Origin of the sequence: Mangrovibacterium marinum (genome assembly GCF_003046625.1) — a bacterium.
GTDB classification, from domain to species: Bacteria; Bacteroidota; Bacteroidia; order Bacteroidales; family Prolixibacteraceae; genus Mangrovibacterium; species Mangrovibacterium marinum.
The window spans coordinates 12,327-34,691 of sequence record NZ_QAAD01000001.1 but is presented as its reverse complement, the minus strand read 5'-3'; the positions used below and the strand labels follow the sequence as shown (position 1 = coordinate 34,691).

Genomic DNA, 22,365 nt, shown 5'->3' with positions numbered 1-22,365 from the left:
TGCGGTTACACATTTAAGTTTTAAACAAAAAGTTATGGTAGATAGATTGTCTGATCCAATCGGCCGGCTGATGGGCCTGCGTTATAAATCGCATCCCTGGCACGGTGTTGCAATCGGGAAGGAAGCTCCTGAAAAAGTTACAGCATTTATTGAAGTTGTGCCGACGGACACCGTAAAGTACGAAATTGATAAAGATAGCGGCTATTTAAGGCTGGATCGTCCTCAGAAATATTCGAATGTAGTTCCGGCTCTCTACGGTTTTATTCCACAGACCTTTTGTGGCGATGAGGTGGGAGCATACTGCATGGAAAAAACCGGAAAAGCCGATATTAAAGGCGATGGTGACCCGATCGATATTTGTGTGCTGACCGAGAAGGACATCACGCACGGTGATATCCTGGTTCATGCCCGCCCGATTGGTGGCTTCCGGATGATCGACGGCAATGAGGCCGATGATAAAATTATTGCCGTGCTAAACAACGATGTGGTTTACGAGGGCTATAAGGATGTGAAAGACCTTCCGGACATCGTGGTGGAACGTTTGAAACACTATTTTCTGACTTATAAAGATATGCCGGGGCGCGATAAGGACACCGAGATCACGCATTTGTACGGTGCCGACGAAGCTTTTACCGTGATTAAACGGGCAATGGACGATTATCAGAAAAGATTCGATAACCTGGGGAAACTACTTTATTAGATAGCTGAGAGTCCGGTGAAAGCCGGACTTTTTTCGGAAAGTCTTTTCTGTTTTTCCTTCGATCGAATGTACCCACCCTGGCCCTCCCTCGTGAGGGAAGAAAATTCCGACTTTGTCGGAATGGGAGGGTCAATCTAATTCAAAAGAATCCACTTTCATTCCTGTTGGTGATTCCCCGAAATTATGAAGGTTTTTTCTGAAAGTCTTACCTGCCACAGACACTAAGTTGCAATGCCAACAACTGGTTTTGATTAGATGTGGAACGACAACCCGACAACTGTTGAAAACGACGACAACCGTATAGTTGAAAAAAAACAGTATTTTCATTTCTGTTGGAGACTCCCAGGAATCATGAATGTTTTATGAGCGATTTACTTTCGGCTCAGGTTGATGTACGAATAGTCGAAATCGTTTTTCTCGTCATGCAGATCCTCGCGGCTGTCAACGGCCCAGTCGTCTTCATTGAAAACAGAGAAGAAGGTGTCGCCTGCAAAATCCTGTTCTACTTTCGTCAGATAAAGCTTGGCGCATAGCGGATAAAACTGCTCGTAGATTGTTCCGCCGCCAATCACAAAGGCTTCTTGTTCTCCTTCAACCTTGGCAATGGCCTCGGTAATTGTGTTGGCTGTTTCGCAACCTTCAAAACGGGCATGCGGGTCGCTGGTAATAACGATATGCCGGCGGTTGGGTAAGGGCCATTTGGGCAGCGAAAGCAAAGTTTTCCGCCCCATGATAATGGTGTGTCCGCTGGTAATGGCTTTAAAACGTTTTAAATCGCCGGGCAAATGAAAAAGTAAGTCGTTGTCTTTACCAATAGCGCCGTTCTGCGCCATGGCTACAATCATTGAAAGATTTGGATGAATCATTTATACTAAAGCTGAATTTGAGCACGATTATCATTTCTTGAGGGTTTCACTTAAAGTGAAGCCCTCAAGCGCTGTTAAACAGCTACTTTCCCGGGAATATGTGGGTGAGCATTGTAGTTGATCAACTCAAAATCTTCGTATTTAAAGTCGAAAATCGATTTGATGTCCGGGTTTAGTTTCATCTGAGGCAAAGCTTTCGGCTCGCGGGTGAGTTGCAGCTTCACTTGTTCCAGATGGTTTTGGTAAATGTGCGTATCGCCACCGGTCCACACAAAATCTCCCGCTTCCAGGCCGCAAACCTGCGCCATCATCATGGTCAGTAAAGCGTAGGAGGCAATGTTGAAGGGCACGCCCAGGAATACGTCGCAGCTCCGCTGGTATAATTGGCACGATAGCTTGCCATCGGCAACGTAAAACTGGAATAGCAAGTGACAGGGTGGAAGTGCCATTTGATCGATTTCACCAACATTCCACGCGCTGACAATGTGGCGGCGTGAGTTGGGGTTGTTTTTGATCGACTCAACAACTTCGGCGATTTGGTCGATGTGGCGTCCGTCGGGAGTGGGCCACGAGCGCCATTGGTAGCCGTACACATGCCCCAGGTTGCCGTTTTTATCAGCCCATTCATTCCAGATCCGTACACCGTTATCGGTTAAATATTTAATGTTGGTGTCGCCTGCCAAAAACCACAGCAACTCATGAATGATGGATTTCAGATGTAGCTTTTTAGTCGTTAGCACCGGAAAACCTTCGGCCAGGTTAAAACGCATCTGATGCCCGAAAACGCTGATGGTTCCGGTGCCTGTACGATCTTCCTTTTTTGTGCCGTTTTCTAAAATATGATCCAGTAAATCAAGGTATTGTTTCATGATATGCTCGTGGTTACAGAATGACTAATTTTAAGGGTGCAAGATAAAGTTTTTAGACGAACGAGTAAAGTTGGCCTATGAAAATACAAAAACAAAAGAAGCGCATACCAGGTGTATGCGCTTCAGCAAAGGGTTCACGGATAGATTGTATTACTCAAATATCTCCTGTTCTTCTACAAACCCTTCAGAAACTACCGTCATACGTATGTTTTGCTTATTCACCACTTGTCCGTTCAGGAGAATTGCCGGGACAAGATGGTTGCCATTATTTACGGTGAAGCTCATGTTGTCGGTAGGGGTTTTGCCTTTGGCCATCTTGATGGCCGCATCGGCGGCATTGTAGGCCATGGATACCACTGGTTTGTAAACCGTAATGGTTTGATCGCCCAGGATAATGTTGCGGATAGCGCTGATGTCTGCATCTTGTCCGGCAACCAGTACTTTGCCCGCAAGTCCTGCTTCCTTAAGCTCCTGAATAGCGCCTTCAGCCAGGGCATCATTCCCGGCAATAATGGCATCGATGGTTTCGCCACTGTCGATGATACTTTTTATCATTTCGTAACCATCCTCAGAATCCCAGTGGTCAACAAATTTGCTCCCGACAATTTTGATGTCTCCGCGGTCAACCAAGGGTTGAAGGATGTTCATCCAGCCCAGGTACAGCTGGTAGGAGTTGTTGTCGCTTGTGGGTCCGCCAATGAGGGCGTAGTTTCCGGCAGGGGCGATGGTGGTGAGGAATTTCGCTTGTTTCTCACCAATGTCAATGGCGTCGGTCGATACAAAAAAATCGATCTCTGCATCACGGATCAGACGGTCGTACGAGATGACCGGGATATTCTGGTTTTTGGCCATTTTAACGATGCCTGCCGCCACCACCATATCCACCGGAATGATGACCAATACATCAACACCCTGGTTGATGAGTTCCAAACCTTGCTGGAATTGAAGATCAGGATCGGAATCGGCGACTTTGACAATCACAGATCCTTTGTTTTCTTCTATTTTTTCAACAAAAGCGTCGCGGTCTTTTACCCAGCGTTCCCTGGCAGTTGTGTCCATTAATAAACCAATTTGAGGTTTCTGATTACAGCTGGCAAGAAGCAAAAAGACCAAGAAGATCTGAACGAAAAATTTGATTTGCTTCATAACGGAGAGATTTTGATTAATACTATCCTCTGTTACGAATATTAAAACCAATATGTTAAGGCTTTAAAAACATCTGAATTAATGTAACCCTCTTTCTGTTTGCAGTTGTTGCCTTTTGTATCCTGTTAGATCGTAAGAATGAGTGGTTTCACGCTGTGTTGGGCAGGCTGGTCGTACATCGATCAATATGTTATTTTCACTAATTCTAGCCGAGTATCATCCCAATAATGGTGGCCGACATCAGCGAGGCCAGGGTGCCGGCCAGCAAGGCGTACATTCCAAGGCGCGAAAGCACCACCCGTTTGCCGGGTGCCAGGGCGCCGATTCCGCCAATCTGTATGCCGATGGAGGCGAAGTTGGCAAAGCCGCAAAGGATGTAGGTTGCCATGATGATGGATTTTTGTTCCAGGAAAGCACCCGCTCCTTTTAAGTCGGAAAGGCTGATATAACCGATAAATTCGGTGAGGATTAATTTTTCACCCAGCAGTCGGCCAACCAGCATGATATCCTGCGAGCATATTCCGATGAGCCACATGATGGGGGCAAACAGATAGCCCAGCAGAAACTGAAGCGACAATTCGTTGAAGCGCCCGTCGGTGTTGGTTTCAATGATGGCATTCAGATGGGTGAGTGAACCTATAAAACCGAGTATATAGTTGATCATGGCAATTAAAGCCAGAAAGGCTAAAAGCATACCTGCAACATTTACGGCCAGTTTCAATCCTTCGCTGGTGCCGTTGGTGATGGCATCGAGCAGGTTACTCCCGATCTTATCCTTACTTACTTCAACATCCCGGTTGACTGCTTCCGTATTTGGAACCAGCATTTTCGAGAAGATTACGGCTGCCGGTGCTGCCATAACCGAGGCGGTAAGCAGGTGTTTGGCAAATTCGAGCCGTAACACCGGGTCGTTGCCCCCCAGCATGCCAATATAAGCGGCCAGAACACCTCCGGCCAGGGTGGCCATGCCGCCGGTCATCACCAGCATCATCTCCGAATTGTTCATCTTGGCCAGATAGGCCTTGATCATCAGCGGCGACTCGGTTTGCCCTAAAAAGATGTTCCCTGCAACCGATAGCGACTCCGCGCCCGATAATTTGAGCAGCCGGGTAAAAACCCAGGCCATGGCCCAAACGACCCGCTGGATGATTCCCCAATAAAATAGCAGGCTGGTTAAGGCCGAAAAAAAGATGATCGTGGGCAGAATCTGAAAAGCAAATATGCTGCCGAAGGTTGAACTGTCGACCAGTGAGCCAAAGAGGAATTGACTGCCTACGTTGGTGAAATCGAGTATTTTGACAAATATTTTTCCGAAAAATTCGAAGCCCGAACGAATAAAGGGTACATAAAGCACTCCAATGGCCAGGACCACCTGGAAGGCCAGGCCAACGCCAACGGTTTTCCATGGAATATTTCGACGGTCTTTCGAGAAAATCCAGCCAATAGCCAGCAGTACGAGCATTCCCGCAAAGCCTCGGAGAATAGTTGTCAGGCTGAAACCGTGCCCGGGCGTTTGTGAGAGCAGGATGTTGGCATTTGTTGTTGCCGAAAGCTGTTCGCCAGCTGCTTGGTCGGGCGCCTGTGTTTGTATTGTCGTCTGGGAATTGGGTTGAACCGGATTGGTTTGCTGTGCCAGACTTAAATGCGGTGTGGTGCTGATCATGCTGATGAGCAGCATAATCCAAAGGCAGAGGTGTTTCATGGGGCTGCGATTTATGATCGTCTTATTTTTTACGTCGGTTGAGTTCGTCTCGAATTCTGGAAGCCCGCTCGTAGTCTTCGTTGTTAATCGATTGATCCAGCATTTCATTCAGCTCCGTTTCGTTGTATCGTTCAAACTCCGATTCAGGCTTATTTTCGTTGGTCTGTTGTCGGGTAAATTCAACATCCGAGGGGCTCTCCGGATCCAGAATAATTCCCGCTTTGCGCAGGATCTCTTCGGTCGTATAGATGGGGCACTTAAAACGCAGTGCCAATGCAACGGCATCCGAGGTGCGCGAGTCAACCCGAATTTGCTGGGCTCCGGTTTCGCAAACCAGTTCCGAAAAGAAAATGCCTTCTTCGAGTTTGTAAATAACCACTTCCGAAACATGAATGTCAAAAGCAATGGCGACATTTTTAAACAAATCGTGTGTCAGCGGGCGTGGTGGCTTTAGTCCTTCCAGCTGTATGGCAATGGCCTGTGCTTCAACCGGGCCGATGATGATCGGGATGCGGCGGTCGCCCTCTTCTTCGGCCAACACCAAAGCATAAGCACCGGATTGTGTCTGACTAACGGATAGGCCTAAAATGTTTAATCGAACTTTATGCATAAGCTTTCTAGCATCGGGGGATGAATGCAACAAATATAACAATTGTTTTAGTGAATTAAAGCCGTTCAGGGGCTAAAATGCAGCGACTGTGGTGCTGCTAAACAGCTTCGCAGAGCTGGCTTTGAAGTCAATGCCCGGGCGTGGCGTATTAACCGTCTTGAAACCAGTGTTTTTACGGATACACGAAAATAAACCGCAATAATTAAAAAACTTGCTAATTCTTTGGTAGTCATTAAAAAATATCTACTTTTGCAGTCCGAAAGTTTCGAGTAGGCTCAAAAAAGCGGATCTTTAACGAATCAAAGTCCCGCCTTCCGGACAAAATTATTAAACGTTCAATTGATGTACGCTATTGTAGAAATTGCCGGACAACAGTTTCGTGTTGAAAAAGACAAAAAATTGTTTGTTCATCGTCTTGAGACAGCTGAAGGCGAAAGTGTAGAGTTTGACAAAGTACTTTTAACCGACAATGAAGGAACGATCGCAATCGGTACTCCTGTTGTTGAAGGTGCAAAAGTGAAAGCTAAAGTATTGGAACACCTCAAAGGTGAAAAAGTGATTGTTTTCAAAAAGAAACGTCGTAAAGGCTATAAAAAGAAAAACGGTCACCGTCAGTACTTGACTCAAATTCAAATTGAAGAAATTATTGGATAACCCTTAAAAACATTTATTAACCATGGCTCATAAGAAAGGTGTCGGTAGTTCGAAGAACGGACGCGAATCGGAAAGTAAACGACTTGGCGTAAAAATCTACGGCGGTCAGGTTTGCAAAGCTGGTAATATTTTGGTACGCCAGCGTGGTACAGCTCATAATCCTGGTAATAATGTAGGTATGGGAAAAGATCATACTTTGTTTGCCTTGATTGATGGTACTGTTGTTTTCAAAAAGAAAAGAGACAACAAATCGTATGTGTCTGTTGAACCCGTTGTGGCAGCAAACTAAGACGATATTATAATACGCGATGAGAATCTCCTGTCTTGTTTGAGGCAGGAGATTTTTTATTTTATACATTTGCCAAGCAAAATTGAAAAGCGATCGTTTTCATTGTTATCGCAGTTATCGTAAGTTGTCTTTGTTGAAGCAATAAGATAACGGCGGGAAACAAGACAACAAAGACAATAATAAAAATCAGTGCCCTATGCTCAACTTACGATTTATTCAGGAAAACCCGGAATTGGTCATTGAAAAACTGAAGAAAAAAAATTTTGATGCCAGCCAGATTGTTGGCCAAATCATCGATTTATATCAAAGTAAAAACGAAATACAGGCGAAAGCCGACCAGATGAAGGCTGAGATGAATAAGCTTTCTAAAGAGATTGGTCAATTGTTTCGCGAAGGAAAACAAGCTGAAGCCAATGCTGCCAAAGAGCGAACTTCGGTTTTGAAAGACAGCATTAAACAACTGGACGAGGATTTTGCAAAAATTGATGCACAGGTGTTCGATTTGCAGGTTCAGTTGCCCAACATCCCGGCAGATATCGTTCCGGCGGGAAAAACAGCCGATGATAACCAGATTGTAAAAACAGGCGGGGCGGTTCCGGAATTGGGCGAGCATAAATTGCCCCACTGGGAGCTGGCTTCGAAGTACGATTTGATCGACTTCGAGCTGGGTGTGAAAATTACCGGTGCCGGATTTCCGGTCTACAAAGGCAAAGGTTCGCGCTTGCAACGTGCCTTAATTAACTTCTTCTTAAATGAAGCCGAAAAAGCCGGTTATCTCGAAATTCAACCTCCGCTGGTGGTGAATGAAGATTCTGGTTTTGGAACCGGCCAGCTACCCGACAAAGAAGGTCAGATGTACCACGTTACGGAGGATAACCTGTACCTGATTCCAACGGCTGAGGTGCCGGTGACTAACTTGTATCGCGATGTGATTGTGGATGCGAAGGAGCTACCCATTAAAAATACAGCTTACAGTGCCTGTTTCCGTCGCGAAGCCGGTTCGTATGGTAAGGATGTTCGCGGGTTGAACCGTTTGCATCAGTTTGACAAAGTTGAGGTGGTGCAGGTTGCTCATCCGGATAAGAGCTACGAAATTCTCGATGAGATGGTCGCTCATGTTGAGGGGCTGGTTCAGAAACTGGGCTTGCCTTACCGCATCTTACGTTTGTGCGGTGGCGATATGAGTTTCACGTCGGCCCTTACCTACGATTTTGAAGTTTATTCGGCTGCCCAGGAAAAATGGTTGGAAGTGAGTTCAGTTTCCAATTTCGAATCCTTCCAGGCCAATCGCTTAAAACTGCGCTACCGTGACGAGCAAACCAAGAAACCGGTTATTGCCCATACCTTGAACGGCAGTGCGCTGGCCTTGCCACGTATCGTAGCGGCCTTGCTCGAAAACTACCAAACAGCCGAAGGTATTAAAGTGCCGGAGGTGCTGGTTCCTTTCTGTGGTTTCGATCTGATCCAATAGAAATACACCGCATAGATAGAATAGGGAAGGTAGTCCAACAGGGCTGCCTTTTTTTTGTCTGAAAGTCTCTTCGGGTGATGTGGTTTCCAAACCGCATCGGGGAGGTATTGAATAGCGGTTCAGCTTCAACCAGTAGCCAGGCTTCTTTTGTAGCAAACCAGCGCTGATGAGAGTTGCCCCAAAACTGGCTGTTTTCACGCCTACTTTTGCGCAATTCGGATCTTTTGTCTTACCGGACGGTTTTTACGCTTTCAGCAATGGCGCTAGCCATTCAATTCGGGTAGCACGCAAGTTGACACGACGGATGTACCGTCCCGTACGGGACGGAATTATCCTCGCGGAAATGCTAAAAGCTACCCAAATGTTATCCCTCCGGGATTATGCCATTCAATCTTGAGGTGTTACTGAGAAAGTCGATGAATGCCCAGATGCCACTCCACCGAATCATCAAGTGGCTTTGATGCTTTAGGAACAACAACCCGACAACTTCGGAGAACAACGACAACAAGACAACAGAAACCCCGAGCCTTTCGGTCGTTTTTTGCAACGCTAAAGGCTCATCAAAGGCTTTTGTATAACTATCATCACGATGCTAGCAGATCTCCACCAGACGAATGTCGAAGGCCAGTACGGCAAAGGGCGGAATTTTGTTCGATGTTCCTTTGCGGCCCCAGGCCAGTTCGGCCGGCACCCAGAACTTGTAGCGGCTGCCAATGCTCATTAGGGGAAGTCCTTCCTGCAAGCCTTCAATCATTTCGTTCAGGGCCACCTCGTCGGGCTTGTTCTGGCGGTAAGTGTCTTCCAGTATTTTGCCATCCAGTAGTTGGGCCCGTTGGTGAATCCGCACTGTAGACCATTCATCCGGTTTGTCGCCGTTGGTTTGCTCAACAATTAAATACTGAAGTCCACTTGCTGTTTCAATCACACCTTCTTTGTGCCGGTTCTGTTCCAGAAACTCTTCGCCCATTTTGCGATGATGGCCGGCAGCTCCTTTGTTCTTTGTCTTTGATTCGCGTTTTGCCAATTTGATCGTTATCTTCTTGTTTATCGGGTAAAAATATTGAATTATTACGAACACCGAAAACACAAGGATTTGCATTGGCAAACATTGGCGGAAAAATGATGCTAACCGTCCCGGAATCTGGCAGTCCCGGTTTTTTGCCTTATTTTAGAAATGCAGAGGGGGGATGAAACGGGGGTGTTTGCTCCGAAAAAGAAGAAATTATTTTGACCCTCTCGGATTTTTGACGTGTCAGGTACCGAATAAATTTATATTTTTGAGGCCATACCCCGTCAAAATAAAGGCGGAGTTTAAAATCAAATTTTAATATGAATTTATCATTAACTCTTGTCCGCAAGTTAGTGTTTAATTTATAAATTTGTCATTCTGTTCTATTTTTGACGACAAATACAGAGAAAAACAATTCATTAACTTATAATTTGTAACACGATGAAAACGAAATTGGAGTACATTTGGTTGGATGGATACCAACCAACCCAAGGTTTAAGAGCAAAAACAAGAATTGCAGAGAACTTCAGCGGTAAATTGGAAGATTGTCCAATTTGGGCCTTCGATGGTTCTTCTACTCAACAAGCTGAAGGTGGTTCTTCTGACTGTTTGTTGAAACCAGTTGCTTTATATCCTGACCCAACACGCAAAAATGCTTATGTTGTGATGACTGAAGTGTTGAACGCAGACGGTACTCCTCACGCTTCAAACGGTCGTGCGACAATCGAAGCTGATGATGATGACTTCTGGTTCGGGTTCGAACAGGAATATTTCCTGATGGATATGGATACTAAACTGCCATTGGGCTTCCCGGTTAACGGTTACCCGGCTCCTCAGGGACCTTACTATTGCGGTGTAGGTGCTAAAGCTGCTTTCGGTCGCGATATCGTTGAAGAACATTTCGATGTTTGTTTGGAAGCTGGTTTGAACGTTGAAGGGATCAATGCTGAGGTGGCTGCCGGACAGTGGGAGTTCCAAATTTTTGCCAAAGGTGCACACGATGCTGGTGACCAAATTTGGGTAGCTCGTTACTTCCTGGAAAAAGTTTGTGAAAAATATGGTGTTTATGTAGACTGGCATCCGAAACCACTGGGTAAAGACTTAGACTGGAACGGTTCAGGTATGCACGCTAACTTCTCGAATGGTTTGATGCGTACTTGTGGCGACAAAAAAGTATTCGAAGCAATTTGCGAAGAATTCGGTAAGCACATCGAAGAGCACATTTCTGTTTACGGTGCCGGTAACGACCAACGTTTGACTGGTAAGCACGAAACGGCTGCTATCACTGACTTCAGCTATGGTGTATCTGACCGTGGTTCTTCAATCCGTATCCCGGTAGGTACTGTTGAAGATGGCTGGAAAGGTCGTTTGGAAGACCGTCGTCCTGCTTCAAACGGTGACCCATACAAAATCGCTGCGGTGATTATCAGCACAACGAAAAAAGCAATCGTATAATTCACCTGATTATAATATTGAGAAGGAGCTGCCCGCATTTTGGGCGGCTCTTTTTTTTGAAAGTCGATGAACGCCAAGACGCCGAGTCGCAAAGGTATTTGTTGTTTCGAAGCAGCCCCAATCAGCGGTTCAACAATTCAATATCCCTCAACAATTCAACAACCGTCTCTCATTCCAGTTGGTGATTCCCTCCGAATCATCTGTTTTTTTTGTTTTTGAAAGTCTACCACGCAAAGACACTAAGGAGCCATGTCCAATAACTGGTTTTGATTAGAAGTGGAACGACAACCCGGCAACTTTTGACAACAATGACAACAGCATCGTCGAAGAATAGGTGACCTTTCATCCTTGGTGGTGAGTCCCCGGAACCAGGAAGGTTTTTTGACAGAATGGTTCGTTGAATCGTTATAATAGCGTGGTGTTTCGGGGTGTGTGCGTTTATTGGATATTTTCAGAGTGCTTTAATTTAAGGTATTATAGATGGCTGATAGTCTAAAATCTGAAAATCGAACGATCTATTGTGCCCCTACTAATAATGTTTATTTTTGCCCAAACTTTTGAACGATGACTCAGCGCAAATTCCCGGTAAAGAAAGAACTGTTTCTGGAAACAACACACTCGCCCGCTTTGGTGGACATTGTTGGCGAAGAATTTGTTCCGCAGGTGGTTGATTTCTGTTTTATAGCCAACCCGTATTATCCAACTCCGGAAATGATGCGTGAGCTGCTGGCCAAGATTCCGGAGATTATCAAGGCATACCCGTCCAGCAACCCGCGTCTGGCTCGGGAGCAGCTGGCTGAAGTTCTGCATATCAATCCCGACTTTCTGATCCTGGGAAATGGTGCAACCGAGCTGATTACCCTGATTGAACAGGAGCTGATCGACGATATAGCCATTCCTGTTCCCACCTTCAGCGAGTACCTCGAGAAGCTCCGGAAGCCGGCGGCAGCACGTTTGTTTCAGCTGCCGGAGGATCAGAATTATGATCTCGATCTGAATGCGTTCGGCGATTGGATTGATCAACAGCAAATTTCATCAGCCTTGATTATCAATCCAGGGAACCCCACCGGGCAGTTTATTGCGTTGGACGAGCTGAAAGCCTTTTTGACAAGGATGGCACACCTGAAGGTCGTTCTGCTGGATGAGTCTTTCATTGATTTTAGCGGGGTGGAACAGCCCTCGATCATGCCATTTTTGGAAGCGTTTCAAAACGTAATAGTGGTGCGTAGTATGAGCAAGCATTGTGGTGTTCCCGGTTTGCGGCTCGGCTATTGTTGCACGGCAAACCCCGATTTTGTGAGCCGTTTGGGGCAGTTGCTGCCAATCTGGAATATTAACACCATTGCCGAATATTTCTTGCTGATGTTGCCGCGAACCGATGCCGAATACCAGGACTCGGTGCGGCGCGTAGTGGCCGACGTACAGCTGCTGTACCGGAAGCTGAAGGTGCTTGATGGCTATAAAATCTACCCAACAGGAAGTAATTTTATCCTGATTCGGATCGATTATTCCCTAAGTGCACGGGCACTGCAAATGCGCCTGCTCGAAGATTACGGCCTTTACGTGCGGGATTGTTCAAACAAAATAGGGCTCGACGATTTTCACATCCGCGTAGCGTCGCAGGGCGAGCGCAATGACGAACGCCTGGTGAAAGCGCTCGCTGAAATACGGCGCGATTATGAAGCCAGCCCTAAAGGCTAGCTGATCACAACCGAGTCGCAGATATAGTTGGGGATAATCCCCGAGCTGGTAATTCGGATTTTTGCCATTTCCGGAAGCGTGTTTCCGGATAGCACCAGCGCCGTATCCACGCCAAATTTGTTTCCGCCGATAATGTCGGTATAGAGTGTGTCGCCTACCATCAGGATCTCGTTTCGTTTGACGGGTTTAATTTCGCAGGCCTTTTCGTAGGCAAACATAAACATCTGGGCGTCGGGCTTTCCGAAACGGATAAAGCTTTTGCCCAGCACTTCCTCAATCAGGTCCGAGATCCCTCCGATAGCCACAGCCACGTCGTTCTTGCTCACGGGGTAGTGGATGTCGGTATTGGCAACGACCACCGGCATATTTCGTTTTCGGAGCAGGTTAATCACCCGGTTGATGTCCTGGTTCCAGTCAAAACCTTCATCATCCAGAAATACCAGGCATTTAATGTGGTCAATATCCTCCAAATCAACCTCGCGAATGGGAAGCGTTTCCAGCCCGGCGGTTTCAATATAGTGCGCCGAGTCGCCTGTGCCCAGGTAAGCCACGGTGCCTTTTTTTATTTTCAGCTTCAGCCAGTCGTGCGCCAGCATCCCCGAGGAGATGATTTTGTCGGGAGTGATGCTTTTGATGCCCCGGCGGATGTATCCGTTGGCCAGCCCCGAAGGACCCCGCGACGAGTCGTTGGTAACCACGAAATAGTTGATGCCATGCTCGTCCAGAAAATCGAAGGTGCGCTCAATTCCCGGAATGACCCCTTTATGGTTTTTCAACACACCAAAGGCATCAAAAAAGATGGTTTTGTATTTGAGGGCTACAGTTCTGAAATCTTTTGTCTTCATAATTAGAGTTTTAAGGCGCGTAATATTTTGTCAGCATCAAAATTTCGGTTGATGGCAGGAATGTAGGCTTCGTAAGCTTCTTTTTGCAGCTTGCGGGCATACGAGGATCTGAAAAAGTAATTGCCGTCTTTGATGACGTAATTTAAGATAAAAAAGCGATAACACTCTTTTATTAACCGAACTTCGGGTTCGGTGAGCGGGTAAATTTTATGGTATTCCTTTAGAAACATGATAAAACGATCTTCAGTAAGCGTATCGATCACGTAGCTGAAAACCGTGCGGTCGCCAATGTCGGAGCATACGCGGCTGAAAAAGTAAAAGTCCATGACCCGGGTCGACATCCGAAACCAGTCGTAGTCCCAGCGGGAATAGAACTTCCCGTCGGGGGTGACCGAGAAGTTACCAATGTTCCAGTCGACAAAAACCGGGATGATGTCGATCTCGGTCATATAGTTGTAATGGTCGGCGTTTTTCAGAAAGATATCGCATTGCTCCAGAATCAGATCTTTGTTTTCGGGCGAGGCACAAAATTTATCCTTCCGGATTGTTTTCATCAGTGCATGAATGTCGGTAACCACGCTTTTGGAGGCGATCGGGAGCTGCGCGCTGATGTTGTAACAGGCTTTGTGGAAGCGAGCCAGCTCACGGCCCATCTTTTTAACGTGCTTATCTTCGAGTCGGCGGGGCAGCTTGCTTTTCACCTTAATTGGATTGTAGAAAACAACCCAGGCGCAATGATCTTGCGAGAAGTACCGGTAAATATACAGATCGTTGCGTTTGACCAACGATTGGGCCAGGAAGGTTTCGTAAGGAATTTCGAGGTTGTTGGCCAGGTTGTTGATGATAATGTGATCTTCCTTAAAATCTTCGAACCGCCCGTAGTCCGATAGTTTGGCAAACACCGGCTGGCGGTCGTAAAACGAAACTTTGTAGACCGAGTTGGTCGACACATGGGCACTAACATCATAGATGCCCTTGATCTCGTGGCGATCGTCAAATTCTTTCCAGGCTTGCCTGATGATATGGTAATTGTCCAGTTGTTCCATTATATCGTGTGTGTTTTTTTGCGTTTACAGCTTGTTCTGTCAGATAATCTCGAAGTAGCGTTTGAGCTCCCAGTCGGTAACCGCTTTGCCGAATTGGCGCCACTCCCATTCCCGGGTTTTGGCAAAGTGCTGAACGAAGGCTTCGCCCAAAATTTCGTTGGCAACTTCCGATTGAGCCATCTGTTGCGTTGCTTGCCACAGATTGGATGGTAGCTTGGTGGCCGTGCTGTTGGTGTATGCATTGCCGACGATGGCGGGGCTGTCGAGCTTCAGTTCATTTTTGATGCCGTAGAGTCCCGAGGCCAGCGAGGCAGCCATGGCCAGGTAGGGGTTGGTGTCCGAACCGGCAACGCGCATTTCCAGCCGGGTGGCTTTGGGGTCGCCGTTCAGCACCCGGACAGCTGTTGTGCGGTTGTCGTATCCCCAGGTTACCGTGGTGGGCGCCCAGGCTCCGTCGCGCAAGCGTTTGTAGCTGTTGATGGTGGGCGCGTAAAGCGGCAGCACCCAAGGTAAACAGTGCAGGATGCCGGCCAGGTAGCTCTCCATGATGGCACTCATGGGCTTTTGAGGATCACCCGAGTAGAAGAGGTTTTCCGTTTGATCGGGGTTCCACAGGCTTTGGTGCAGGTGTCCGCTGCAGCCGGGAAGTTCCTCGTTCCACTTGGCCATAAAACTGGCCATGATGCCGTGTTGGTAGGCAATTTCTTTGACCGCTGTTTTAAAAAGGGTGGCCTTATCGGCGGCAGCCAAAACTTCATCGTAACGAATGGCGGCCTCATACACGCCCGGGCCGGTTTCGGTGTGCAAGGATTCCAGCGGAATGTCGAACTGATACAGCAGGTCGAACAGATCGTTGAAATAAGCTTTATGCAGGTTCGGCCGTAGCTGTGAATAGCCAAACATGCCGGGGGTCAGGGGTTGTAAGTTGCGGTAGCCGGAGGCATCAACTTCGCTGGGCGTGCCAATAAAGTTGAACCATTCAAATTCCTGAGCAAAAACAGCTTTAAAGCCGATCTGTGCAGCCTGTTGGCGGATTTTCTTCAGCAAGCTTCGCGGACAGGCCGGAACATCGCTTTCATTTTCAAAATCACCCAGAAAATAGGGGATGTCGTTATCCCACGGAACATGGCGAAAGGTTGTGAAATCCAGGTGGGCTTTCTTATCGGGATAGCCCGTGTGCCAGCCGGTCATTTCAACATTGTCGTAGCAGGCATCGTTCGAGTCCCAGCCAAAAACCACATCGCAAAAGCCGGTGCTTTTTCGCGATATTTCAATGAATTTTTCAATCAACAGTATTTTCGAACGAAGGATTCCGTCGATATCGCAAACGGCAAATTTTATTTTTCGATGTCCGGCTTCCTCCAGCCTTCCTACAATTTCTTGTTTTCCCATATTTCCCGGTTTCGTATACATTCTTTATGCGAAGGTATTAAAATTAGCTTAAGCCTAAATTATTAAAAAATGTCAGATCAAACAATCGGCCGAGGCCTGTGCGTACCGAAGTGGTGACGAAAACTGATGATTCCGGGGAGCGAGTTGTCGTGGTTGTCGCAAGTTATCAGGTTATCAGGTTGTCTTGTTGTCGTGGTTGTCGGGTTGTCGTTCAAAACACGATGAGGGCCTTGTGATGATTCTTACAGAAAAAACGGATGATTGGTATTGATAGCTTCCTGTTAGCTGACAACTGTTGGGCAGCACGGAGTTTTTGGGACAGAGGGTCTGTTCGTTTCGGGGGGGACATCAAAAATGACTTGTTTTTGGGCATAAAATGCGTGTCGCAATGGAGCTTATACTAAAAAAGATCTAATTTTGACGGGTGAAATATTCGCGGGTTTATTTCATATTTTTTGCTTCGGCCGGTTTGAAAATCGAAACGCTTGCCGCCGGAGCAAATTCGATTGAGCTAACAAATTAACGATTGAATTAAGGAAATGGCTGTATTTAGATTCAAAGCGCTCGAAGAAGTGCTCTCGCGCAAGCCGCTGGAGGTGATCCGGGAACATAACCTGACTTCCGATTATTACGGCAATAAGGTGTTTGACCGCCCCAAGATGAAAAAATATCTTTCGCGCGAAGCCTATCGGGCCGTTTGCGATGCAATAGATAACAGTTCGCCCATCGACCGGAAGATGGCCGATCAGGTGGCACAGGGCATGAAAGCCTGGGCAACAGAAAATGGTGCCACCCATTACACCCACTGGTTTCATCCGCTGACCGACGGAACCGCCGAAAAGCACGATGCCTTCATCATTCACGGGGAAGATGGCGGCGTTGTTGAAGCCTTTTCCGGCAAATTGCTTTCGCAGCAGGAGCCCGACGCCTCGTCGTTCCCCAGTGGGGGGATTCGGCAAACCTTCGAAGCCCGGGGCTACACGGCCTGGGATGCGTCGTCGCCGGCCTTCATTGTTGACGGAACCTTGTGCATTCCTACTGTTTTTATTTCGTATACCGGCGAAGCGCTCGACTATAAAACGCCTTTCCTGCGGGCTTTGTCGGCTGTTGATAAAGCCGCTACCGAGGTGTGTCAGTATTTCGACAAAACGGTGACCAAAGTGCAGGCAACCCTGGGCTGGGAACAGGAGTATTTTTTGATTGATGAAGCCTTATATATGGCGCGGCCCGACTTGGTGCTGACCGGTCGTACCCTGATGGGGCATGCCTCGTCGAAAGATCAGCAGCTCGACGATCACTATTTCAGCTCCATCCCCACGCGGGTGTACCGTTTTATGGAGGATTTGGAGAACGAAGCTTACAAGTTGGGAGTGCCGGTGAAAACCCGCCATAACGAGGTTGCTCCGAATCAGTTCGAGGTGGCGCCGCTCTTCGAAGAGGCCAACCTGGCAAACGACCACAACCAGCTGCTGATGGATATCATGAAGAAGATTGCCCGTCGGCATAAGTTCATGGTGCTGTTTCACGAAAAACCTTTTGCCGGGGTGAATGGCTCGGGCAAGCATAACAACTGGTCGCTGGTGACCGACACCGGCGTTAATTTGTACTCGCCGGGAAAAAACCCGAAGACCAATCTGCAGTTTCTCACCTTCGTGGTGAATACGCTGAAGGCTGTTTATGACAACCAGGATGTGATTCGTGCAAGCATCATCTCGGCGGGCAATGCACACCGTTTGGGCGTGAACGAGGCTCCGCCGGCAATCTTGTCGGTTTTTCTGGGCTCGGAAGTCAGCAAGATGCTCGACCTGATGGAGCAAGCCGTGGTTGAACGCAAGATGACCCCGGACGAGAAAACAGCGCTGAAGCTGAATATCGGGCGAATCCCGGAAATTATCCTGGATACCACGGATCGTAACCGGACATCGCCGCTGGCCTTCACCGGCAATCGCTTCGAGTTTCGTGCTGTGGGCTCGTCGGCTAACTGTGCCGCTTCCATGATCTCGTTGAATGCGGCCCTGGCGGCTCAACTGAAAAAGTTTAAAACTGAAGTTGATGCCCTAATCGAGAAGAACGTGAAGAAAGATGAAGCCATCTTCCAGGTTCTCAAACGTCTGATTATCGAAACCCGGCCTATTCGCTTCGACGGGAACGGCTATAGCGACGAATGGATTCAGGAAGCCCATAAGCGCGGACTGACCAATGTGACAAGTGTGCCCGAAGCCATTGCAGCTTACACACGTAAGGATGTGCTGAAGTTGTTTGCCTCGGTGGATGTGCTGAATAAAAATGAGTTGGAGAGCCGTGCCGATGTCGAGTACGAAAAGTATACCATGAAAGTACAGATCGAGGCCCGGGTGCTTGGCGACCTGGCGGTTAACCATATCGTGCCCATTGCCGTCCAGTATCAAACCAGTTTGATGGAAAACGTGGCGCGTCTCCGGGACTTGTTCTCGGCTGAAGAGTTTGACAGTCTGGCCGAGGGCCGCCTGGACCTGATTCGCGAAGTTGGTGGTCACATTTCGGCTATCAAGCAAAAGGTGAAAGATATGGTCGAAGCCCGCAAAAAAGCCAATGTGATCGACGATCATGCGGCTAAGGCCAAGGCCTACGAGAAAAACGTATACCCCTTTTTGGATGAAATTCGCTATCATATCGATAAGCTTGAGCTGGCAGTGGATAACGAGTTGTGGCCCTTGCCCAAATACCGCGAATTGCTGTTTGTGAAGTAGCCTAACCAGCCAACAGGCTTGGGAAAAAGGATTGTGGCTGGCGCTTGCCGGTAGCAGTCCTTTTTTTGTTGAAAGTCCCTTTGGGTGATGTGGTTTCCAACCGTATCGCGGATGTTTTGAATTGCGATTGAGCTTGAATCAGGAGCCACTACTCACTTTGTAGCAAACCTGTAAGTGAGCCTTTTCCCAACCTTTGGTGTTTTTCTCGCCTACTTTTGCGCAATTCGGATCTTTTGTCCTACCGGACGGGTTTTCATTTTTGTAGTGACACAAAAACGAAACAAAAAGGTCATGGCTGATTTTTATCTTCAACCGCCATCTGCCGAAAAGCTAAGTTCAACCGGGTGATCTCCGACTCGCGTCGGAGCTTCCCGGGTTCACTAAGCTTTTCGTTTGATTTCGGCTTCGATAAAAATAGGCCAACCGCCTTCCGGCTTTTCCTCATTGTTCGTTTACTGTCAATTCCAGTTTGTTTTGATTTCTCCCCGCTCTGCCCGCAGAGAGGGGACAGAATTGAATTAATCCGCCAGGATTGGTTCAATTCAGGGGAGAGTTTCAGAGGGCTGCTGGTATGCACTTTGGAAGTTCCTTCCATGGCGTTTCAGAGCCTGCTTTTTTCTCTTCTACTTTTGATCTAATAGGAACCTTGTCCTACCGGACGGGTTTTCATCTTTTTTTGCAATGGCTTTAGCCATGCAATACCGATTAGCTTCAAAAGTATCGCATCGTATCACTTCGTTCCAATGCTCCTTTTTCAGTCTATCGGCATTATACCGTCCTATGTCATAGCATAAATTAGCCTGTAAAACGGTATAATTTGGGTAGCACCTAAGGCAACACGAAGATTCTCCCGTCCCGTACGGGACGGAATTTCGCCCTTGTCGTCGTTATGCTACCCAACTAGCATCCCTCCGGGATTGCAGGAAGCTTTTCGTTTGATTTCGGCTTCGATAAAACCAGGCCAACCGGTTCCCAACGTTTTGGCATTGATCGAACGACCTTCTTATGAGCTGATGGCGTCTTGGATGACAACCCGATAACTTGTGACAACCATGATAACCTGTGACAACAAGACAAGCTGCTTCAGTCAATTGAAAAAAACACAAGGCTAAAAACAGGGAGTAGAACGCTGCTTATTAGCGAAACCAGCAAAGAGAAAAAACAACCACCAAAAAACAGGATAAAGAAAATGAAGTATGAACGCAATCAGGAATTAGAATCTTATTAGATTTGTAAACCAGTAAATGAAATGAAAAACATTTACATCCTACCAAATAAAGTATAAATCTGTCAAGCTATTTTAGGAAAAGACATACCAAAATTTTGAAACGCCCGGTTGACGCGTCCCCCGAGCAGGTTTGACCCTCCCCTGAGGAGTTTGACCCGTCCCTGAGCAGTTTGACCCTTCCCCGAGCAGTCTGAAGCCTTCCCCGAGCAATTTGGAGCGTCCCCTGAGCAGTTTGAGCCATTCCCTGAAAGATTTGACCGTCCCCCGAGCAATATGAAGCCGTCCCCGAGCAGTTTGACGCGTCCCCCGAGCAGTTTGACCCTTCCCTGAGCAATTCGACCTGTCCCCGGAGCAATTTCTCATCGTTCACGAGCAGCTTCACCTCCCCCTGAGCAGTTTGACCCCTCCCTGAGCACCCGGTTCCAATAAGGAGGAAGGGCACAGTCATTTTAAGCGTTGTTTTTCAGCGGAGCCGGACAAGGAGCTGTTCGCTCAGCCCTTCAAATTTTGCTGTTAATATCAAGCCACTTTGGTTTGATAGGCGGCTCGTGCAGCCCGCAGAAAATGGTTCGTGAAAATACTTTAACTTTAAAATTTGCGTTTCAGCTTAGTAGAAATCAATATTTTTAGCGATAAATCACCGGCATTCATGAATCGAGCATTATTATCACCATTGCTAAGCATCCTGTTGTTATTCTTCATAGCTGCCTGTACATCCCAGAAAATGTACAACGCGGGTCTGTCGTCGGTCGAGCGGGGCGAGTACTACCGCACGGCCGAAAAGTTGCGCAAGGCCTACCGGAAGGATAGTAACCCGCAACATCGGGTGGAGATGGCTTTTCAGCTGGCGCAGGCTTATCACAAGCTGGGCGATTACGGACGGGCGGCCATCTGGTATAAGAATGCCATTCGTCGCGACTATCCCGATAAAAAAGTCATTTTCGATTGTGCCGAGTGTTTGCGGGCCTATCAGAATTTTGAGGAGGCCAAACTATACTATCAGCAGTATTTGGAGCTTTTCCCCGATGATGAGCGAGCCCGGCAGGGACTCGAAGCCTGTGATTATGTGCCGCTTTGGGAGAAAAATCCCAGCCGCTATATTGTTAGTCCGGTGCGGGAGCTGAGCTCGCGCTACAGCGACTATGGTGTGGCTTATGTTGGGGGACGCGATAATGAGGTGATTTTCTCGTCGATGCGGGAAAGCGAAAATACCGGCAAACAAAAGAGTGCTATTACCGGCGAGCACTTTGCCGATTTGTTCCGTTCGGAGTTTCTGCTGCAAAAGCAAAAATGGTCGGAGCCCGAACTGCTGGACGAAAGTCGGATTATTAATACCGAAGATGAAGAGGGAGCGCCCGCCATATCGCCCAACGGCGACCTGATGGTGTTTACCCGTTGTCGGTACGATAAATCGAAAAACATGGGCGCCAGTTTGTTTGCGACCCGTATGTCGCGCGGAAACTGGTCGGAACCCATGCTGGTGCCTTTGGCCGACGATAGCCTGATTGTGGCGCATCCGGCATTCTCGCCCGATGGCAACACGCTGTATTTTGTGTCCAACAGGGGTGGCGGACTGGGAGGCACCGACATCTGGATGGCCAGCCGCGAGGGAAATTCCTTTGGCAATCCGGTGAATCTGGGCAAAGAGATTAACACGCCGGGCAACGAGCTGTTTCCCTCCATGGATTATGAGGGTAATCTGTACTTCTCGTCCGACTATCATCCGGGAATGGGCGGACTCGATATTTTTAAAGCAACGAAAGATGAAGATGGGCAGTGGCAGGTCGAAAACCTGCAAGTGCCTGTCAACTCGTCGGGCGACGACTTCGGCATGACCTTTATCAATGCGGAAGATCCGCGGGGCCTGTTTGCGTCCAACCGCAAGGGATCGCGCAGCGACGATATTTACTCCTTTTACCTGCCCCCGAAAGTGTATCGCATCACGGGTGAGATTTACGATCAGGAAACCGGACAACGGCTGGATGGCGCCCGGGTGCGCGTGATTGCCACCGATGGCACAAACCTGAGGATGCGGGCCAACGACGGCAAGTTTCAGCTTAAGCTAAACCCCGAAACCGAATATGTTTTTGCGGCTTATCGCGATGGTTATCTCAGTGATAAACTGCGCGAAAATACCATTGGCTTAACCGACAGTAAAGACTTCAATGTTCGCTTGTATCTGCGCCCGATCGACGAGCCGGTGAAGGTTGAAAATATCAGTTATGCCTTTGGTGCCTGGGAGCTGAATGAGGCTTCGAAGCATTCGCTGGACAGCCTGGTGCAGATCCTGAATCTGAATCCGACCATTACCATCGAGCTGATGTCGCACACCGACCATGTTGGCTCCGATAAATTTAACTTCGAGCTGTCGCAGAAGCGTGCTCAGGCAGCTGTCGACTACCTTATTCAGCGCGGAATAAGTCCCGATCGTCTGGTGGCCAAAGGTTACGGCGAAACATGGCCCAAGAAAGTGACCCGCGAGTTGGCGCGACAATACGACTTTCTGCGTCGCAACGATGAGTTGACCGAGGATTATATCAACCGGCTGTCGGTTGATCAACAGGAGATTGCCAAGTCGATCAACCGGCGCACGGAATTCCGGGTGCTGTCAACCGATTACCAGGAGGAGTATCAACCGGAGCGTTAAACGTAA

At 47.9% G+C, this 22,365-nt stretch carries 17 protein-coding genes; 8 read left to right on the top strand and 9 right to left on the bottom strand.

What is annotated here, in order from left to right; all coding sequences use genetic code 11:
- Positions 1–34 precede the first annotated feature (34 nt).
- Positions 35–700: an inorganic pyrophosphatase gene (locus C8N47_RS00165; protein WP_107820496.1), complete on the top strand. Its 666-nt coding sequence runs from the start codon at positions 35–37 to the stop codon at positions 698–700.
- A gap of 371 nt (positions 701–1,071) precedes the next feature.
- Here C8N47_RS00165 and C8N47_RS00160 read toward each other — a convergent pair whose 3' ends face one another.
- The 5 genes from C8N47_RS00160 to C8N47_RS00140 form a co-directional block, all read right to left on the bottom strand.
- Positions 1,072–1,566, bottom strand: coding sequence for a dihydrofolate reductase (locus C8N47_RS00160; protein ID WP_107820495.1), 495 nt, complete (start codon positions 1,564–1,566; stop codon positions 1,072–1,074).
- A gap of 74 nt (positions 1,567–1,640) precedes the next feature.
- On the bottom strand, positions 1,641–2,435 hold the full coding sequence (locus C8N47_RS00155) for a thymidylate synthase (RefSeq protein WP_107820494.1): 795 nt from the start codon (positions 2,433–2,435) through the stop codon (positions 1,641–1,643).
- 150 nt (positions 2,436–2,585) lie between these two features.
- Complete coding sequence (locus tag C8N47_RS00150; RefSeq protein WP_107820493.1) at positions 2,586–3,581, bottom strand: substrate-binding domain-containing protein; 996 nt, start codon at positions 3,579–3,581, stop codon at positions 2,586–2,588.
- Positions 3,582–3,786: 205 nt separating this feature from the next.
- The gene (locus tag C8N47_RS00145) at positions 3,787–5,283 is read right to left on the bottom strand and encodes a NupC/NupG family nucleoside CNT transporter (protein ID WP_107820492.1); all 1,497 of its coding nucleotides are present in this window, start codon (positions 5,281–5,283) and stop codon (positions 3,787–3,789) included.
- Positions 5,284–5,305: 22 nt separating this feature from the next.
- On the bottom strand, positions 5,306–5,893 hold the full coding sequence (locus C8N47_RS00140) for a bifunctional nuclease family protein (protein WP_107820491.1): 588 nt from the start codon (positions 5,891–5,893) through the stop codon (positions 5,306–5,308).
- Between the two features lie 342 nt (positions 5,894–6,235).
- Here C8N47_RS00140 and rplU point away from each other — a divergent pair, with 342 nt between their 5' ends.
- The 3 genes from rplU to serS all read left to right on the top strand — a co-directional run bounded on the left by rplU (position 6,236) and on the right by serS (position 8,307).
- Complete coding sequence (rplU, locus tag C8N47_RS00135) at positions 6,236–6,547, top strand: 50S ribosomal protein L21 (RefSeq protein WP_107820490.1); 312 nt, start codon at positions 6,236–6,238, stop codon at positions 6,545–6,547.
- 22 nt (positions 6,548–6,569) lie between these two features.
- Positions 6,570–6,836, top strand: coding sequence for a 50S ribosomal protein L27 (gene rpmA, locus C8N47_RS00130; protein ID WP_107820489.1), 267 nt, complete (start codon positions 6,570–6,572; stop codon positions 6,834–6,836).
- A gap of 196 nt (positions 6,837–7,032) precedes the next feature.
- Positions 7,033–8,307 carry a serine--tRNA ligase gene (gene serS / locus C8N47_RS00125; RefSeq protein ID WP_107820488.1) on the top strand — a complete coding sequence of 425 codons (1,275 nt, stop codon included), beginning with the start codon at positions 7,033–7,035 and terminating at the stop codon, positions 8,305–8,307.
- Positions 8,308–8,899: 592 nt separating this feature from the next.
- Here serS and C8N47_RS00115 read toward each other — a convergent pair.
- On the bottom strand, positions 8,900–9,331 hold the full coding sequence (locus C8N47_RS00115; RefSeq protein ID WP_107820796.1) for an FKBP-type peptidyl-prolyl cis-trans isomerase: 432 nt from the start codon (positions 9,329–9,331) through the stop codon (positions 8,900–8,902).
- A gap of 426 nt (positions 9,332–9,757) precedes the next feature.
- Here C8N47_RS00115 and C8N47_RS00110 point away from each other — a divergent pair, with 426 nt between their 5' ends.
- Both C8N47_RS00110 and C8N47_RS00105 read left to right on the top strand, forming a co-directional pair.
- Positions 9,758–10,771, top strand: a complete 1,014-nt coding sequence (locus tag C8N47_RS00110; protein ID WP_107820486.1) for a glutamine synthetase beta-grasp domain-containing protein — start codon at positions 9,758–9,760, stop codon at positions 10,769–10,771.
- 564 nt (positions 10,772–11,335) lie between these two features.
- The gene (locus tag C8N47_RS00105; RefSeq protein ID WP_107820485.1) at positions 11,336–12,472 is read left to right on the top strand and encodes a pyridoxal phosphate-dependent aminotransferase; all 1,137 of its coding nucleotides are present in this window, start codon (positions 11,336–11,338) and stop codon (positions 12,470–12,472) included.
- Here C8N47_RS00105 and C8N47_RS00100 read toward each other — a convergent pair.
- The 3 genes from C8N47_RS00100 to C8N47_RS00090 are packed head-to-tail and all read right to left on the bottom strand — an operon-like array spanning position 12,469 to position 15,755.
- Entirely contained in the window at positions 12,469–13,317 is an 849-nt protein-coding gene (locus tag C8N47_RS00100; protein ID WP_107820484.1) for an HAD-IIA family hydrolase, read from the bottom strand. The two genes, C8N47_RS00105 and C8N47_RS00100, sit on opposite strands and share 4 nt — an antisense overlap.
- Before the next feature lie 2 nt (positions 13,318–13,319).
- Positions 13,320–14,363 (bottom strand): aminoglycoside phosphotransferase/kinase family protein, encoded by a 1,044-nt coding sequence (locus C8N47_RS00095; protein WP_107820483.1) that lies wholly within the window; start codon positions 14,361–14,363, stop codon positions 13,320–13,322.
- Between the two features lie 39 nt (positions 14,364–14,402).
- Complete coding sequence (locus C8N47_RS00090; RefSeq protein WP_107820795.1) at positions 14,403–15,755, bottom strand: glutamine synthetase family protein; 1,353 nt, start codon at positions 15,753–15,755, stop codon at positions 14,403–14,405.
- 539 nt (positions 15,756–16,294) lie between these two features.
- Between C8N47_RS00090 and C8N47_RS00085 the strand changes: the two genes are divergently transcribed.
- Both C8N47_RS00085 and porE read left to right on the top strand, forming a co-directional pair.
- On the top strand, positions 16,295–18,484 hold the full coding sequence (locus C8N47_RS00085; protein WP_107820482.1) for a glutamine synthetase III family protein: 2,190 nt from the start codon (positions 16,295–16,297) through the stop codon (positions 18,482–18,484).
- A gap of 1,877 nt (positions 18,485–20,361) precedes the next feature.
- Positions 20,362–22,359 carry a PorE family type IX secretion system protein gene (porE, locus tag C8N47_RS00070; RefSeq protein ID WP_107820479.1) on the top strand — a complete coding sequence of 666 codons (1,998 nt, stop codon included), beginning with the start codon at positions 20,362–20,364 and terminating at the stop codon, positions 22,357–22,359.
- Positions 22,360–22,365: the final 6 nt, after the last annotated feature.

Bases quoted from the DNA above. Each gene is read 5' to 3' on its own strand.
- C8N47_RS00105 (WP_107820485.1), top strand. From the start codon at position 11,336: ATGACTCAGCGCAAATTCCCGGTAAAGAAAGAACTGTTTCTGGAAACA.
- C8N47_RS00110 (WP_107820486.1), top strand. From the start codon at position 9,758: ATGAAAACGAAATTGGAGTACATTTGGTTGGATGGATACCAACCAACC.
- C8N47_RS00160 (WP_107820495.1), bottom strand. From the start codon at position 1,566: ATGATTCATCCAAATCTTTCAATGATTGTAGCCATGGCGCAGAACGGC.
- C8N47_RS00095 (WP_107820483.1), bottom strand. From the start codon at position 14,363: ATGGAACAACTGGACAATTACCATATCATCAGGCAAGCCTGGAAAGAA.
- C8N47_RS00090 (WP_107820795.1), bottom strand. From the start codon at position 15,755: ATGGGAAAACAAGAAATTGTAGGAAGGCTGGAGGAAGCCGGACATCGA.
- C8N47_RS00155 (WP_107820494.1), bottom strand. From the start codon at position 2,435: ATGAAACAATACCTTGATTTACTGGATCATATTTTAGAAAACGGCACA.
- C8N47_RS00165 (WP_107820496.1), top strand. From the start codon at position 35: ATGGTAGATAGATTGTCTGATCCAATCGGCCGGCTGATGGGCCTGCGT.
- C8N47_RS00100 (WP_107820484.1), bottom strand. From the start codon at position 13,317: ATGAAGACAAAAGATTTCAGAACTGTAGCCCTCAAATACAAAACCATC.
- C8N47_RS00150 (WP_107820493.1), bottom strand. From the start codon at position 3,581: ATGAAGCAAATCAAATTTTTCGTTCAGATCTTCTTGGTCTTTTTGCTT.
- C8N47_RS00140 (WP_107820491.1), bottom strand. From the start codon at position 5,893: ATGCATAAAGTTCGATTAAACATTTTAGGCCTATCCGTTAGTCAGACA.
- serS (WP_107820488.1), top strand. From the start codon at position 7,033: ATGCTCAACTTACGATTTATTCAGGAAAACCCGGAATTGGTCATTGAA.
- rpmA (WP_107820489.1), top strand. From the start codon at position 6,570: ATGGCTCATAAGAAAGGTGTCGGTAGTTCGAAGAACGGACGCGAATCG.
- porE (WP_107820479.1), top strand. From the start codon at position 20,362: ATGAATCGAGCATTATTATCACCATTGCTAAGCATCCTGTTGTTATTC.
- rplU (WP_107820490.1), top strand. From the start codon at position 6,236: ATGTACGCTATTGTAGAAATTGCCGGACAACAGTTTCGTGTTGAAAAA.
- C8N47_RS00085 (WP_107820482.1), top strand. From the start codon at position 16,295: ATGGCTGTATTTAGATTCAAAGCGCTCGAAGAAGTGCTCTCGCGCAAG.
- C8N47_RS00145 (WP_107820492.1), bottom strand. From the start codon at position 5,283: ATGAAACACCTCTGCCTTTGGATTATGCTGCTCATCAGCATGATCAGC.